This is a genomic window from Brachyspira sp. (assembly GCF_050873525.1).
GTDB lineage: Bacteria > Spirochaetota > Brachyspiria > Brachyspirales > Brachyspiraceae > Brachyspira.
This window is the reverse complement of sequence record NZ_JBNMIZ010000033.1, coordinates 1-16,559: the sequence shown is the minus strand read 5'-3', so window position 1 is coordinate 16,559 and position 16,559 is coordinate 1. Positions and strand designations below refer to the sequence as shown.

Below are 16,559 nucleotides of genomic sequence, written 5' to 3'. Positions count from 1 at the left end.
TCTTTTATTAAATTTGACATATTCTCTCCTTTAAAAAATTTTATCCAAGTATTTAATTTTTCCTTACTAATATTATTTATATTAAACTTCGGTAATTCAATATAATGCAACATGCAATGGTCAGTTAATATTTTATTATGATTAATTTCTTTTAATAGATAACATGAATGAAAATCTTTTATATCGTTAAATATTGTAAAATCTAAAATATTCATTCCAATAACTGGAGCAAGTTTCGTATAATTGTCTGACTTATTTAACAACGAGCTATAACTATTAGCCCAATAATAAAGACTTCTGCCGATAAAATATTGATTACCTTGCAATTGAATTTCAATTATTACGGTATCCTTATCTTCAGTTATACATTTCACATCAACAATCGATTCTTTGCCATCCAAATATTTACTCAAATTGAGGCTAAAGCCCGCCTTCGGCGAAGGATTTAAAATTTCGACATTAGAAAAAGTTTTAAAATTTGAATCAATCATTACTCCGTTAATAAAATCTAAAACTATATTTTCATTTCCTCTATCGGAGAAAAGATAACGAACAAAACAATCATTTTTCTTGTTTAGACTGTCGACTGTAATAATTTCATTTTCGCTATTTTTTAAATATTCCAACTCGTCCATAATTTTATTATAACAAAATAATTTTATTTGTCAAAAAATAATTTTAATTATTGATATAATTTATCTTGTTCAGATTGGATTGCTTGGCTATAGCTAACCTTATCTCAGACTTCGACTTTCCATAACGGTTTAAATTTATTCTGATAGTTTTTTCCCGTCTGGGCGCAAGTTGCGAATTTCTTCAACGCTTAATCCCGTAATTTCGCTTATAAGGTTAATATCCATGTTCTTTAATTTCATATCTTTTGCTATAGCATAATTTCGTTCTTTTATCCCTTCAAGTTTTCCTTCTTTTATACCTTCAAGTTTTCCTTGCAATCGCTCTTCGCTTAATGTTAGCATTCTAAAATAATTTTCTTCCCATTCCGTATAGCCTTCCGTCAAATCGTCATTCTTTACAAACTTGTTGTATTTGTCATAAATTTCTTTCATTATAGGATTTTTCTCAACTAAAACTTTCATTGTATCCTCCAAATCTTTTTTAATATTTAAAAATTTAAACCAATCCGCAAGCGGTTCGTATAGTTTAGATTTTTCATTAAATTTTTTAAGTTCCAAAAAGTGCATTTCAAAGTGATTAGTCAATATTTCGTTAGTATCATATTCTTTAATAAAATAACAACTATGAGGTTTATCTTTATTTTCGGTTAAATTGAAATCCAAAATATTAATACTAATCACAGGATTTAAATCTTCGTATTTATTTTTTGCTTTCAAATTCGCAGTATAGCTTTTCGCCCAATAGTAAAGTCCTCGATAAATAAAAGCCTTATTTCCTACTCTTTGAATTTCAATAATAACTGTTTCTCCGCTCTTCGTTTTTGCTCTGACATCGACAATCGTCTCTTTTCCATTTATTGACTCCTTTAAGTTGAAAGTATTTAAAATAGTTACTTCTTTAAAGCTTTCTTGTCCTGCATCAATTCTAACGGAATTAATCAAATCTTTAAGAATATTTTGACTGTCTTCTTTTGCGAGTAGATAACGCATAAAGTAGTCGTTCAAAACTTTAAAATCTTTTTCAACCATAAGAATATTATAACAAAAAATTACTCATTTGTCAAAATAAAAAATATACCCAAAAAATATTAAAAATATTGCTAATAAATTATTTTTTAAATTCTATATATGCATAAAAATGTAGTAAATGTATTATATTCGACTATTAATTTTTAAATTTTTCGTTAAAAAAGCAAAAAAATTCAAATTTTCACTTGACAATCGCAATTAAATTTACTAAAATACTAGTATATCAATAATTTTTTAAGGAGACAAGCTATGAAATTACAAAAATTAAAAATGGCTTTATTGGTAACGGTTTTTAGTTATGGGTTAGTTTTTGCCCAAGTGCAGAGTTCGGGAAATCCTACCTATGATTTCTTCGGGGTTTATAACGGTTCTATGAAGTTTCTTAACTTCTACGTGGAATACGCAACAGGAGATTTATCAAGTTTAGGAAAGGATTCCAAAGCAAAGAGGTCTGGAGAAAATTTTGACACAAAACTTACTTATTGGCAAACTCTTAAAAAGGCTCCTTGGCTTGGTTTCGGTTTTATACTTCAAACTCAATTTGATCAACCGAGCGCTTATAATCCTATATGGAGAGAAGGAAGTAGAACAGGTAAAAATACAAGTAATCCTTTTTCAATGGTTGAATTAACGGCAAACGCTTATTTCTTAAATACTTTTGGACTTGGATTTAGTTCGAGTGGAGATTTTGTATTCACTATGTATTTAAACAAAAGACTTCCTCAAGTTTCAGTTTTTAGGTCTCATTCTATAACTTTCATGATTCAGCAGAATATATATTTACGAGGAAATCAATATACTAATGGAAGTTTATCTCAAGGTTGGTATGATGGAACAGAATTTAGAGTTGCTTATCAAATGCGTGTAAACGAATGGTTTGCTTTCAGACCTGAATTACAATTTAAAATATTTTCAGGAGCTCAAACTAAATTTAACAATTGGTATTGGATAAGGTTTAATCCTCGTTTCCAATTCTTCTTGGAAGAATGGACATTCTTTATTGAACCAAGATTATTCTATGGTGGAATTTGGAAACAAAATCTTTCTGTATTAGGATTCGGATACTCCGAATTTAATAAAAAAGGTTGGGGTATAGAGCTTAAAGTCGGAATAGATTTGACAAAATTATTTTTTGATTGATTAAGATAATAAAATAATATATAAAATAAATGTAAAAAATTTTGGAGGCATTAATTATATGAATAACTCTATGTTATATCCCGTTGAAAGTAAAACGAGAAGAGTTGTTGACCTCTCTGGAATATGGGAGTTCAAAGTCGATTATAATAACGAGGGAAAAAGTAAAGAATACTTTAATGGATTAAAAGAAAGCACTTTTATTCCTGTCCCTTCAAGTTATAACGACCTTTTTACGGACAAAAAGATTAGAGAGCATGTAGGAGATGTATGGTATGAAAAGGATTTCTATCTACCTTTGGAATGGAAAGATATGGATGTTAATATTCGTTTCGGATGCGCTACTCATAAGGCTACCGTATATATTAACGGAAAGGAAGTTATAACTCATGTAGGCGGTTTTACTCCTTTTAATGTTTCAGTAAATGAAGCGGGGATATTTGGAGAAAAAAATAAGTTAGTTGTTGTTGTAAATAATGAACTTTATCAAACTACTATTCCTTGCGGACATACCGAAACAAAGTCTACGGGAGAAAAATATATTCGTCCTTCTTTCGACTTCTTTAATTATGCTGGCTTGAATAGACCCGTAAAAATGACGGCGACAAATAAAGAATATATAAACGATATAGATATTTTAACCGACATAAAAGATTCTGACGGTATAGTAAACTATGAAGTAAAAGCGTCTTCTAATAAAGGAAAAATATTTATTTCAATATTCGATAAAGAAAATAAAGAGGTTGGAAAATCCGAAGGCAATAGCGGAAGTATAATTATAAAAGACGCTAAATTATGGAATCCTAAAGCTCCTTATTTGTATAAATTTGTAGCTATTATAAAAGACGGAGACAAATTAATAGACGAATATTATTTGGATTTCGGAATAAGAACCGTAAAAGTGGATGGAACAAAACTTTTAATTAACGGTAAACCTTTCTATTTTACTGGATTTGGAAAACATGAAGATAGCGAAATTGCTGGCAGAGGCTATAATCCGCCAATAGTAAAGAGAGACTTTGAGCTTATAAAATGGGTTGGAGCTAATTCTTTTAGAACTTCTCATTATCCTTATAGCGAAGAAATAATGCAAGCTGCCGATAGAGAGGGTATAGTCGTTATAGATGAAGTTGCGGCGGTTGGTATGTTTGATGTGGGTTCGGTTTTAAATCCAGGCTCTTCAAAAGTAGATTATTTCTCGCAAAAAGAAGTGCATACCGAAACTAAAGAAGCTCATAAAAAAGCTATAGAAGAGCTTATACAGAGAGATAAAAATCATCCATGCGTAGTAATGTGGAGTTTATTAAACGAACCCGACACTACTAAAGACGAGGCAGTCCCTTATTTTGAGGATATTTTTAATCATGCCAGAAAATTGGATAAACAAAATTTACCTAAAACTTTTGCAGCTATAATGCAATCTATTCCTGGAAAATGCAAATGCATGCATCTATGCGATGTTATAACTTTAAATAGATATTATGGCTGGTATGTAAACGGAGGCTATGAGATTGATGTTGCCGAAATGAAATTCAGAGAGGAAATGGATTTATACAAAGATATGAATAAGCCCGTAATATTTACGGAATTTGGTGCAGATACTATGTCTGGAATTCATAAACTTCCTTCTGTTATGTGGAGTGAAGAATACCAATGCGAATATTACGATATGAATTTTAGAGTATTTGATGATTATAAATTCATTATAGGCGAGCAGTTATGGAATTTTGCCGATTTCCAAACTACAGAAGGAATTTTCAGAGTAGACGGAAATAAAAAAGGCATATTTACAAGAAATAGACAGCCTAAATCTGCGGCGCATTTTATAAGAAAAAGATGGACAAAACTTCCTATAGATTATAAATCTTAAAAGTTTGAAAGCATATTAAAAAATATATGCGGAGAATATTTGTTTTCCGCATATATTAAAATTAAATAAAAACGGAGGATATTTTTATGTCAAATCAAAATACTTATCATAGAGCTAAAATATGGCAAATAGGTTTTTTTGCTTTTAATAATACGGCTACAAATTTATATATGTTTTTTATGTTTTTTATATCATATTATGCAACGGGAATGTTAGGTTTGGGCGTAGTATTGGTATCTACTTTAATAACGGCAATGCGTATATGGGATGCCTTTACGGACCCTGTAGCGGGTTATATTTTGGATAAAACTGATGGAAAATTGGGAAAGAATAGACCATTTATTATAGTTGGAAATATAACAATGATGATTTCATGCATCATTATGTTTAAATTTGTATATAAAAGCCCGCAAGCCTTTAGACTTTTATTATTTATATTAGTTTATGCAATCTATATTATAGGATATACTTTGCAATGTATAGTTACAAAATCAGCTCAAACATGTTTAACTAACGACCCTAAACAACGCCCTTATTTCACTATATTTGACGGAAGTTATAATGTGGTTTTATTTGCTGGAATGCAGGTAATAGTTTCAAATATATGGGTAAAAAAGTATGGCGGATTTAATGAGCAATTTTTTAATACATTTTTATTTTTTACTATAACGGTATCGGCTTTTTTAAGTATATTAGCTATAATAGGAATATGGACTAAAGACAGAACCGAATACTTTGGATTTGGTAAACCTCAATTAATTACTTTTAAGGATTATTTAACCGTTATAAAAAATAATAGGGCTATACAAATGTTAGTTGTAGCCGCGTCTACATTTAAGTTATTTCAAACCATACGAAGTAATACTATTGTTTTAGTTATGTTATACGGTATAGTGTGCGGTAATTATGCTTTAAGCGGAGAAGTATCGGCTATTTATATAGTGCCAAGTATAATAATTATTACTTTAGGCATGAAATTTATAGCAAGTAGATTGGGACAAAGAAAAGCTCTATTATTTGGCGCTATAGGATGCATAATATTTTCGTCTTGTTTGTTTTGTTTATTTTTATTCGGAAATCCAAAAAGTATGAGTTTTACAAATATTAATTTATTTACAATAGTTTTTATTACTTTATGGATACTTGAACAAGGATTTGCAGGAATTGCTGGAAATATAGTTATTCCTATGACTGCAGATTGCGCAGATTATGAAACATACAGGTCGGGAAAATATGTTCCTGGACTTATGGGAACTTTATTTAGTTGCGTAGATAAAATAATATCTTCATTATCAACTACTATCGTAGGCTTGTTAATTGCAACTATAGGTTTTAGGACTACTCAACCTACGCCAGACACTCCTTATAGTCCACAAATATTTTGGATAACTATGGCTTGCGTATTTTTATTGCCTATTTTTGGTTGGATTGCAAATATAATAGCTATGAGATTTTATCCTCTAACAAAGGAAAAAATGGAAGAAATACAAAATGCAATATCCGAAATAAAAGCTAAAGGTTAATTTTATATTAAAATCTTTCTTAAATTATATAATCATATTTGCTTGACAGCTTATATTATGAATGTAAAATATTGTGAATATTAGTATGCAGGTAAATATGATTCTTAATATGCAGATAAAGGCTATAAAATGAAACTAAATATTAATAATCTCAATAATAAATCATTTTGGGAAAATGCAAATATAGAAATTCCTAAATACGATATAAAAAAAGTTAGAGATAATACAAAAGAAAATCCCGCTTGGATTCATTTCGGAGCGGGAAATATATTCAGAGGTTTTTTAGCAAGAATATCGGACAGCTTATTAAACGATAATATAACCGACAGAGGAATCATAGCGATAGACACTCATTCTACGGGAAAAACTAACGATTACGATATGCTTGAAAAAGTTTATAAACCTTTCGACAATCTTACTCTTTTGGCTTTAATAAAAAATAACGGAGATATAGATAAAAAAATTATAGGAAGCGTAGCGGATATTTTGCATGCCGATTTTATTAATTATCACGAACATTTAAAAAAAATATTTATTTCAAATTCTCTACAAATAGCGAGTTTTACCATAACCGAAAAAGGATATTCTATAAAAGAGTTGTCCGAAAAAGATTTAAATTTTGAAAAAGATATTTCAAATATAATGGCTATGATAACAAAACTGCTTTTTGAAAGATATAAAAACGGCGCTTATCCTATTTCAATGTTAAGTATAGATAACTGCGCAAATAACGGAGATAAACTTAAAGAAGCGATTATAACCATAGCGGGCGAATGGTTAAAAAAGGGTTTTGTGGAAGAAGGCTTTATAAAATATTTGGAAGATAAAAATAAAGTTTCCTTTCCTTTGAGTATGATTGATAAAATAACTCCTCGCCCTTCGGATATTATATCGGCAAAATTAAAAGAATTAGGTTTGGAAGATACCGAGACTTTTAAAGTTGGAAATAATATGTTTGCTTTTTTTGTAAACGCCGAAGTTCCAGAGTATTTGGTTATAGAAGATAATTTTGCAAACGGACGCCCTCCTTTTGAAAAAGCAGGAGTTTTTATGACAGACAGAATAACCGTTCAAAATTCTGAAAGAATGAAAGTGACTGTTTGCTTGAATCCTCTTCATACTTCATTGGCTATATTCGGATGTTTATTTAATTATAATTATATATACGAGGAAATGAAAAATCCTCTCTTAAAAAAATTAATTGAAAAATTAGGATATGACGAAGGCATGAAAGTTGTCGTAAATCCTAAAATTATAAACCCAGAAAATTTTATAAAAGAAGTTATAGAAGAAAGATTTACAAATCCTTTTATCCCCGATTCGCCGCAAAGAATAGCCTGCGACACTTCTCAAAAAATTCCCGTTCGATTTGGAGAGACTTTAAAATCATATATAGAAAAAAATCTGGATACTTCAAATTTAATAGCGATTCCGATTACTATAGCGGCTTGGCTCAGATATTTAATGGGTATAGACGATAACGGAAATAAAATGAATATAAGCCCCGACCCTATGCTAAAAGAATTGCAAGATTCTATATCGAAAATAAAATTTAAAGATATTGAAAGCGTTGAAAATAATTTATATCCTATACTTTCAAATAACAATATTTTTTTAGTCGATTTGTATGAACCGAGAATAAATCTTGGGAAAAGAATAGAAAATTATTTTAAAGAAATGATAAAAGATATTGGCGCGGTTAAGGAATGTTTGAATAAATATATTGGATAAATAATATTGATTTTATTTTTTAAGGAGAAAATTTATTATGATAATGACTTTAAGATGGTTTGGAAAAGAATTCGATTCCGTGACTTTAAAACAAATTAGACAAATTCCGGGAGTTAAAGGAGTTATTACTACTTTATACGACAGCAAAGTTGGAGAAGTTTGGGAAACGGAAAAAGTAAAAAAATTAAAAAAAGAAGTTGAAGATGCTGGGCTTAAAATTTACGGAATAGAAAGCGTTAATGTCCATGACGATATAAAAATAGGACTTTCAAGCAGAGATAAGTATATAGAAAATTATATTGAAACTTTAAAGATTTTAGGAAACGAAGGAATTAACCTCGTATGTTATAATTTTATGCCCGTTTTCGATTGGACGAGAAGCGATTTGGCTAAAGTTCGTCCAGACGGCGCTACGGTTTTATCTTACGACCAGGATATTATAGATAAAATTGAACCCGAGAAAATGTTTGATAAAATAGATTCTAATTCTAACGGTTATGTTTTGCCGGGTTGGGAGCCAGAAAGACTTTCAAAAATAAAAGAACTTTTTGAAATGTATAAAGATGTGGACGATGAAAAACTTTTTGAAAATCTAAAATATTTTTTAAATGCAATTATGCCGACATGCGAAAAGTTTGGAATTAAAATGGCTATTCATCCCGATGACCCCGCTTGGGCAGTTTTTGGGCTTCCAAGAATTATAATCAATAAAGAAAATCTGCTTCGCATGGTTAATAATGTTAATAGCGATTATAACGGAGTGACATTATGCACAGGTTCTTTAGGTTCTAATCCTAAAAACGATATTCCAGATATAGTGAAAAGTTTAAAAGGAAAAATATTTTTTGCTCATGTTAGAAATTTGGAACATACGGCGCCGGGAAAATTTCAAGAGGCGGCTCATCTTTCAAGCGATGGTTCTATGGATATGTTTGAAATAATGAAAGCTTTTTATGATATAGGTTTTGAAGGACCTTTCAGACCAGACCATGGAAGAGCTATTTGGGATGAGGTTTCTATGCCGGGCTACGGATTATACGACAGAGCGCTTGGTGCGGTTTATTTGCAAGGTTTATGGGAAGCTATAGAAAAAATGAATAAGAAAAATTAATTAAAAAAATATAAATAAAATCAGGAGAAATATATTATGAAAAAATTTATGGATAAAGATTTTTTACTTGAAAACGAAATTGCAAAAGAGTTATTCCATAATTATGCAAGCGAATGTCCTCTATTCGATTATCATTGTCATTTACCTCCGAAAGAAATTGCAGAGAATAAACAATTTAAAAATTTAACGGAGATATGGCTTTACGGCGACCATTATAAATGGAGAGGTATGCGAGCAAACGGTATAAACGAAAATTATATTACGGGAAACGCATCCGATTATGATAAATTTTTAGCTTATGTTAAAACCGTTCCAAATTTAATAGGCAATCCTTTATATCATTGGAGTCATTTGGAATTGCAAAGATATTTCGATATTTACGATATTATTAACGAAAAAAACGCGGAAAATATTTGGAATAAAGCGAATGAAAAACTTAAAAATATTTCGGTTAAAGATATATTGGAAAAATTTAAAGTAGATACAATAGGCACTACGGACGACCCTATAGATTCTTTAGAATATCATAAAATGATAAAAGATGGAAACGCTCCAATCGGAAAGATAAATACTAAAGTTATTCCTTCGTTCAGACCAGATAAGGCTGTAAATATAGAGGCTGCAGAATTTGTAGATTATATAAAAAAACTCTCTATAGCGAGCGATATTAATATAAAAGATATAAATAGTTTAATAGAAGCCTTATATAATAGAATAGATTATTTTATAAGTTTAGGTTGTGTTCCAAGCGACCATGCACTCGAATGCTGTCCGTTTGCTTTAGACTCTGAAGAAAATATAGATAAAATTCTAAAAAAATCTTTACTCGGAAATAAATTAACCGTAGAAGAAATAGAAAAATATAAAACATATATACTTATTAAATTAGCTAAAAAATATAAAGAAAAAAATATTTCTATGCAAATACATTTGGCGTCTATGCGAAACAATAATAAAAAAATGTTCGATTTGCTTGGAGCGGATACGGGATTTGATTCTGTTGCCGACAATAATTTTATAAGAAATTTATCATATTTATTAAACGAATGTTCAAAATCTTTCGGACTTCCTAAAATGATATTTTATAGTTTGAATATTAAAGATTATTATCCTTTATCGACTTTAATGGGATGTTTTCAAGGAGACGGAATAAGAGGAAAAATGCAATTAGGTTCGGCTTGGTGGTTTTGCGATAATAGAGACGGTATGGAAGAGCAGATGAAAATTCTTGCAAATACGGGTTCGCTTTCTTTATTTATAGGGATGCTTACAGATTCGAGAAGTTTTTTATCTTATCCGAGACATGAATATTTTAGAAGAATACTTTGCAATATTTTTGGAAATTGGGCTGAAAACGGCGAAGTTCCAAACGATATTGAGTTTTTAGGAAATACGGTAAAAAATATTTGTTTTAATAATGCAAAAGAATATTTTTCATGTTAATATTTATATAAATATATATAATATGGAGATTAAATCATGTTTACAAAATATATATCCACTCCAATAATTCCCGTTGCAGTTGTGGAAACGGAAGAAGAAATAAGAAATATTGCCGATTTGTCGAGCGAATATTTGCCCGCAATCGAACTTACTATGAGAACGGAATATTCTTATAAGGCGCTTGAAATATTGGCTAAAGATTACCCTGATTTACCGAGAGCCGCAGCTACGGTAATATCCACCGAACAAGTCGATAGAATACGCGATTTGGGAACGAATATTATAATAAGTCCGGGATTTCAACCAAATATGCTCGAATATGCAAAAAATAAAAATTACGATTATATACCGGGAGTAGCCACGCCGTCTGAAATCGAACAATGCCTCGCTTACGGACATAAATATTTGAAATTCTTTCATGCGGGAATTTTCGGAGGAATAGAATGGCTTAAAGGAGTCGGAGCGGTTTATTCGCATACGGGAGTTAAATTTATGCCTTTGGGCGGAGTGAGTATAGATAATGTTTTGGATTATCTCAAACAACCGAATGTGTTTGCCTGCGGAGGTTCATGGCTATGTTCGAGAGATATTTTAAAAGCGAAAGATTGGAAAGAAATGAAAAATAGATTCAAAAAAGCGAGCGAATTAATTAAAGAGTTCAAATAATTTTTTTAAGATTTTCGATTAAATTATTTATATTCTCCAAAATATTTTCGTTTAATCCGCAGTTAATTATATTTGTAATATCGTTTTCAAAATTTTCGGGGAGCGACTTGCATAATTTATAAGCGTATTTAATTAATTTCTTTTCGCCGGGATGAAGTTCTTTATTCAATGCAAATAAAACATCGAAATAGGACGACAATATTGCGGAAACTCTATGATTTACGCTCACAATATCTTTTCTTTTAATCGCTTTTTCAATCTGCTCAAAAAAAGACGCGCATTTTTTATATTTCATAACCGCTAAATTTTTCTTCATTATATTTTCTTTAAGTTTATCTGGAAATTCGTTATTTAATTCGTTTTGAAGATTTTGAAATTTTGAATCTCTATCGTAAATTATTTTAGAATTTTTTATATTATACAAAAAAGCTGTCGTATATCCTATTTTTGAATTGCATTCTCGCCAAACATAATTTATTTCGTTTTCTGCAAAAGACAAATCTCTATACATAAAATCAAAACATATATCATCTATAATAAGTTCATCTCCATATTCAAAATAATCTCCTCCAAGTTGATAATATGAAGCATACTTTTCGGCAAATCTTTTTCTCGTTTCAATATTTACTTTTTCTTTGGAATAAATATAAATATCGTAATCGGACATTTCATCGTTTATTAAACTTGTTTGTGAACCCGATAAAACTATGGCGTCAATGTTATCTTTTTTAATCGCTTCTTCTGAAAATTCTTTTAAAAGATTAATCGCTTCCATAAAATGAAATCCAAAAATAAAATTAAAAATAATTATTTGTAAGAACTAAAATAATTTAATATTTTTTTATATTTTGCGCTTTTGTTTCCCGATAGAACGATATATTTATTTAAATATTCGTAAACCATTTTTCCGTATTCCACTTCTTTAACGGCGTCTTTCTTTTTTACCGCGTTATCGTATCTGTTTTTATAAATCAAGGCGAGCGAATAATTTGAATTCGGTTCGGCTCTCAATTCCAAAGCCTTTTTGTATAACTCGATTATTTTATCTTCTTTATATTCTCTTTCCAAATATATCGCGCCATACATATAAATATCGCCGAGCCTCGAATATGAAGGATGACTTTTCAATTTTTTCATTCCTTTTGAATCCAAAAGATTTATATATGCCTTTAATTTTGCGTAGGAAGTCGCGTCTTTCTTAAACGAATTTAATGTCCTTGAAAATCCTACCGCATTATCCAACTGCTGGTCCTTACTTGGCGTAATTGGAATTTCAAAATTGTCCTGCGAAAATAAATTTGAAAATAAAAATATATTTAAAAATAAAACTACTAAAAAATTTTTCATTTTAATTCTGCCTCCAAAAAATTAATTTATTTATTTTGATTATTATATCATAAACCGCATAATTTTATTATCGTAATAAGCCGTAAATATTTAAAAAAGATTTAAAAAATACTCAAAATAAAAGAGTTAAAACTATAAAAAAAATTTAAAAAAATTCGATATTAGTTGTTGACAATAATAATATTTATATTATAATTTCAAGATAAAAATCATACATATGGAGAAGATTTATGTCTACTACTACAAAAAAAACTACAACAGCAAAAAAGACTACGGTAAAAAAACCAGCCGCTAAAAAAGTAGCTGCGAAAAAAACTACGGCTAAAAAAACGACCGCCAAAAAGACGACAGCTAAAAAAACTACGGCTAAAAAGACTGCGGCTAAAAAAACGACCGCATCAAAAACAAAATAAAATAGCGGAAGATTAAGAGTGTAAGAATTAAGTAATGGAGAAGATTTATGTCTACATCGGTAAAAAAAACAACGACTAAAAAATCGGCTGAACCTAAGAAAACGACTGCCGAAAAAAAGACGACTCCCAAAGAGCCTGCGGTAAAAAAGACTGCCGTAAAGAAAGTTGCGGTAGAAAAAGCGCCCGTAAAAAAAGAAACTACTAAAAAAACTGTAGTAAGGAAAGCGGTGGCTAAAAAAACCGCGCCGATTAAAAAAGCGGGAGTAAAAAAATCATCTTCTAAAGAACACGATGAAAAGATTGAACAGCATCCGCAGTATATTCCAGATGAAGTCGATATAGTTAGAGAATTGCCGAATAGATATAATGAAACGAGATTAACTTTGATGATGCGCGACCCAGAATGGTGCTTCTTTTACTGGGATATTTCGGATAGCGATGTATCTTATCATTCTTTAGAAGGTCGAAGAATATCCGTTAGAATATTCCATGTATTTGGATACGATATAACTAACGGAGAAATACATAGAGAATTGGATGTTAATGCCATTTACGGAGACAGGTATATTAACTTGGCTATGCCTCATGCTTATTTTATAGGCGAGTTGGGTTATTATGACGCGAAAGGCAACTTTATAGTTTTAGCCCGAAGCAATATGATATACGCTCCGAGAGATTCTATAAGCAATATTTACGATGAAGAGTGGATGGTTAATGAAGAGATAATCAAATTATTGAAATCTCCGAAAGCTTTAAGAGAAAGTTTGTCATCCGCTACGATATTCGAACTTATTGACTTGAAAAGACATCATTTGGCAGGTTCGTCTTCTTCTTTATTCAGCAGGAAAGGTTAAATTATATTATTTTTACGCGGCGTTAAATTAATTATTTTATTAATGCCGCTAAAAATAATATGTATAACGGCGAATCAATCAAAAAAGAAAATAAATGTCTGCTTATCGTTATAGCGTTTCTTCTCATTGCTATAAACGAAACTATGCTTGAATAAATTATTGGAATAAGATATTTAATATTATTTGAAAGCGAAAATTTATTCATCGATATTCCTATAATCATAAATAAAATCGGAATAATCGGAACTAATCCCGTTATAATCGCCAATTTTTTAGGTTCTATATAAGTCGTCAAAGTTATCGCTCCAGCTATTTTGTCGCTTTGGGAGAATTTTATTTCCATTAAAGCCTGCCTTATAAACATAAAAATAAAAACTATGCTTGCGGAAAATAAATATGCAAAAAATTTTTCTTTAATAATATTTCTATGAAGTATAAATATCGAGCCGTTTAAAAGTATCGTAACCGCTACGGATATTACTATCGCTTTAAATGGAATTAATTTTTTAAAAACATTAAAAAATAAAGAATTATCGAATTTTGACTGTTTTTTGAAACTCATATTATATCCAATTCCAAGCAAACTTGACAATATCGTAAGCATTAATATTCCAACGCTCATTTTATAAGAAAAATAAAACATACTTATGCAGCTTATAAAAATAATCGACATAAAAAATAATTTATATTTATTATAGAAAGCGAACCTTTTTTTATCGCTTATACGAATCGTATAATTGCTGTAGCCGTTGCTTAAACTCGTATATAAATAATAAGAAGCGGTTATGATTCCTATTTGATATTGAAACGATTGAGATAAAATATCATAAATTGCATAAGACATTAAAAACGCACCAATAGAAAAAAATATATATCCGTAATTTAGAAAATCGAATATATTTGAGAAAAATTTTGACAACGGACTCGCGTATTTATCTTTAATAGTTTGAGCCACTTCTTCTATGAGCCAATCTGGAGTCGAAGCGCCCGCCATTATTCCAATATTCTTATAACTCGACAAATCCAAATTATTTAAATCTTCTTTATATTCCACATAAAAAGAAGGTTTTATTTCCGAAGCGATTTTATATAAATTTTTAGTATTGCTGCTTTCCGAACCGCCTATAACCAAAACTATATCGTTTCTTTTCGCAATATCCAATATTTCGTTTTGTCTCTGTTCGGTAGCCTCGCAAATAGTGTCTTTAATTATTATTTCAGAGTTTTTATATTTGTCTTTTATTTTAGAAACGAATTTATAAAAAATATCTTTCTGTAAAGTAGTTTGAGCTACGATTAAAGTTTTTTTTTCATCGTTCGGCAGATTATCCAAATCGGAATCTTTATAAACAACAAAAACATCGTCCGCAAATCCGCATACTCCTATAATTTCGGGATGAGTAGGATTTCCAATAACGATTATTCTATAGCCTAATAAACTATATTTTTTTACCAAGCCTTGAGTTTTCGCCACATATTTGCAAGTAAGATTAACCAGTTTTTTTGCATGTTTTGAAAGAATATTTCTTCTTTCAGGCGACACTCCATGCGCTCTTATTATAACGGTTTTTCCATCCAATACGGATATGTCTTCTTTATCTTCGTAAGTATGGACGCCGCTATTTTTCAGCATATCCAAAGTTTGCGGATTATGTATTAAATGTCCGTCCACATATATTTCGTTTTCGCTTTTAGCCGCTTGAGAGAAAGTATTTTCAACGGCATATTTCACGCCATCGCAAAAACCGGCAAATTTGCCTATATCGATATTCATTATTTGGCTTTTACTACTTTATTGCCTTTTATACATTTTGCGCATACCAAAGCTTTTTTTACCGTTCCGTTAACTTCTATTCGTATATTTTGTAAATTAGCGTTAAAAGAACGTTTGGTTTTTATATTAGAATGGCTTACGCTATGTCCGTTTTGTTTTCCTTTTCCGCATATTTCGCATACTCTTGCCATAATATCCTCCAATTTTTTATAAAATAATTTTAATTAACGTTCGTTAAATATATATTAAAAATTGATTATAGTCAATATATTTTTATTTTATTTAGGGCGTCCAAAACCGAAACCAAGAAAAACCTCAAGAGATAAAGCAGAAAACTTATAACTTTTATAAGAAAATGTGCTTAATATTGAATTATTATTAGCTAATTTATCACTTTCACAAATCATACCAAAATTATAAGTTAATACCCCGCCTGTAATCAAATCTATTTTATCGTATTTAAAATATCTATTTACACGGAATTTTATATATGGCATAATGGGAACTTTATAAAAACTTTTTATATCTTTAAATGATAATTTTTTAGCTCCTTCATAATCTCCCATCATATCCCAATAATCTGTAATATTTGCCGATAACGGAAACATTACGCCTGCTCCTATACCTAATGATAAATCATTGTGAAAATTTAATGTAGGAATTAATCCTAAAACTAAACTGTGAAAATAAACAGTTCCACTTTCTTCACCAAAATTTTTGTCAGTCGGTCTTCCATAACCAGAAAAATTATATCCCGTTTCGGCTAAAACGCTTATACTTGTAAGAATATCATTTTTTATTTTATGATTATAACCAACAGACAATAAAATATTTACTGTATTTTTGAGATTGTCTACTCTAAAACCATTAGCATCTTTCCAAGTGCTATAATCAAGAGAATGTTCTGCGGTGCTAAAAGTCATATTAGCTCCTGTAGATATTCTTAAATAAGTTTGAAAATCTGCAGCAAATATTAGATTTGAAAATAATATAAATATTAACGCTATTTTTTTCATTTTACAATCC

General features: G+C 30.0%; 16 protein-coding genes. 9 read left to right on the top strand and 7 right to left on the bottom strand.

Annotated features, from left to right (window positions below):
* The coding region (locus ACR0QS_RS04065) for an Rpn family recombination-promoting nuclease/putative transposase (RefSeq protein ID WP_432632166.1) at window positions 1–635 on the bottom strand (635 nt) is incomplete at its 3' end.
* Between the two features lie 135 nt (window positions 636–770).
* On the bottom strand, window positions 771–1,664 hold the full coding sequence (locus tag ACR0QS_RS04060) for an Rpn family recombination-promoting nuclease/putative transposase (RefSeq protein ID WP_432632165.1): 894 nt from the start codon (window positions 1,662–1,664) through the stop codon (window positions 771–773).
* Window positions 1,665–1,913: 249 nt separating this feature from the next.
* Here ACR0QS_RS04060 and ACR0QS_RS04055 point away from each other — a divergent pair, with 249 nt between their 5' ends.
* The 7 genes from ACR0QS_RS04055 to eda all read left to right on the top strand — a co-directional run bounded on the left by ACR0QS_RS04055 (window position 1,914) and on the right by eda (window position 11,145).
* Window positions 1,914–2,804 (top strand): hypothetical protein, encoded by an 891-nt coding sequence (locus ACR0QS_RS04055; protein ID WP_432632164.1) that lies wholly within the window; start codon window positions 1,914–1,916, stop codon window positions 2,802–2,804.
* A gap of 58 nt (window positions 2,805–2,862) precedes the next feature.
* Entirely contained in the window at window positions 2,863–4,671 is a 1,809-nt protein-coding gene (uidA, locus tag ACR0QS_RS04050) for a beta-glucuronidase (protein WP_432632163.1), read from the top strand.
* An 86-nt stretch (window positions 4,672–4,757) separates the two neighbouring features.
* Complete coding sequence (locus ACR0QS_RS04045; protein WP_432632162.1) at window positions 4,758–6,194, top strand: MFS transporter; 1,437 nt, start codon at window positions 4,758–4,760, stop codon at window positions 6,192–6,194.
* A gap of 129 nt (window positions 6,195–6,323) precedes the next feature.
* A complete protein-coding gene (locus ACR0QS_RS04040; protein WP_432632161.1) occupies window positions 6,324–7,925 on the top strand; it encodes a mannitol dehydrogenase family protein in 1,602 nt (533 codons plus the stop codon).
* 37 nt (window positions 7,926–7,962) lie between these two features.
* Entirely contained in the window at window positions 7,963–9,036 is a 1,074-nt protein-coding gene (uxuA, locus tag ACR0QS_RS04035) for a mannonate dehydratase (protein WP_432632160.1), read from the top strand.
* Window positions 9,037–9,072: 36 nt separating this feature from the next.
* Window positions 9,073–10,479 carry a glucuronate isomerase gene (gene uxaC / locus ACR0QS_RS04030; protein WP_432632159.1) on the top strand — a complete coding sequence of 469 codons (1,407 nt, stop codon included), beginning with the start codon at window positions 9,073–9,075 and terminating at the stop codon, window positions 10,477–10,479.
* A 36-nt stretch (window positions 10,480–10,515) separates the two neighbouring features.
* Entirely contained in the window at window positions 10,516–11,145 is a 630-nt protein-coding gene (gene eda / locus ACR0QS_RS04025; protein WP_432632158.1) for a bifunctional 4-hydroxy-2-oxoglutarate aldolase/2-dehydro-3-deoxy-phosphogluconate aldolase, read from the top strand.
* Here eda and ACR0QS_RS04020 read toward each other — a convergent pair.
* Together ACR0QS_RS04020 and ACR0QS_RS04015 are read right to left on the bottom strand one after the other, a co-directional pair.
* The gene (locus ACR0QS_RS04020; RefSeq protein ID WP_432632157.1) at window positions 11,138–11,920 is read right to left on the bottom strand and encodes a DUF4037 domain-containing protein; all 783 of its coding nucleotides are present in this window, start codon (window positions 11,918–11,920) and stop codon (window positions 11,138–11,140) included. The genes eda and ACR0QS_RS04020 overlap by 8 nt on opposite strands.
* A 32-nt stretch (window positions 11,921–11,952) precedes the next feature.
* Window positions 11,953–12,492, bottom strand: coding sequence for a hypothetical protein (locus ACR0QS_RS04015; RefSeq protein ID WP_432632156.1), 540 nt, complete (start codon window positions 12,490–12,492; stop codon window positions 11,953–11,955).
* A gap of 230 nt (window positions 12,493–12,722) precedes the next feature.
* On the opposite strand from ACR0QS_RS04015, the gene ACR0QS_RS04010 reads away from it, so the two are divergent.
* Together ACR0QS_RS04010 and ACR0QS_RS04005 are read left to right on the top strand one after the other, a co-directional pair.
* The gene (locus ACR0QS_RS04010; protein ID WP_432632155.1) at window positions 12,723–12,905 is read left to right on the top strand and encodes a hypothetical protein; all 183 of its coding nucleotides are present in this window, start codon (window positions 12,723–12,725) and stop codon (window positions 12,903–12,905) included.
* 47 nt (window positions 12,906–12,952) lie between these two features.
* A complete protein-coding gene (locus ACR0QS_RS04005) occupies window positions 12,953–13,759 on the top strand; it encodes a DUF4912 domain-containing protein (RefSeq protein WP_432632154.1) in 807 nt (268 codons plus the stop codon).
* Window positions 13,760–13,790: 31 nt separating this feature from the next.
* On the opposite strand, the gene ispH is transcribed toward ACR0QS_RS04005, so the two are convergent.
* The 3 genes from ispH to ACR0QS_RS03990 all read right to left on the bottom strand — a co-directional run.
* A complete protein-coding gene (ispH, locus tag ACR0QS_RS04000) occupies window positions 13,791–15,533 on the bottom strand; it encodes a 4-hydroxy-3-methylbut-2-enyl diphosphate reductase (protein ID WP_432632153.1) in 1,743 nt (580 codons plus the stop codon).
* Complete coding sequence (gene rpmB / locus ACR0QS_RS03995) at window positions 15,533–15,724, bottom strand: 50S ribosomal protein L28 (protein ID WP_432632152.1); 192 nt, start codon at window positions 15,722–15,724, stop codon at window positions 15,533–15,535. The genes ispH and rpmB overlap by 1 nt, the downstream gene beginning before the upstream one ends.
* An 87-nt stretch (window positions 15,725–15,811) precedes the next feature.
* Window positions 15,812–16,559 (bottom strand): hypothetical protein (locus ACR0QS_RS03990; RefSeq protein ID WP_432632151.1); only part of this gene is annotated, 748 nt, incomplete at its 5' end.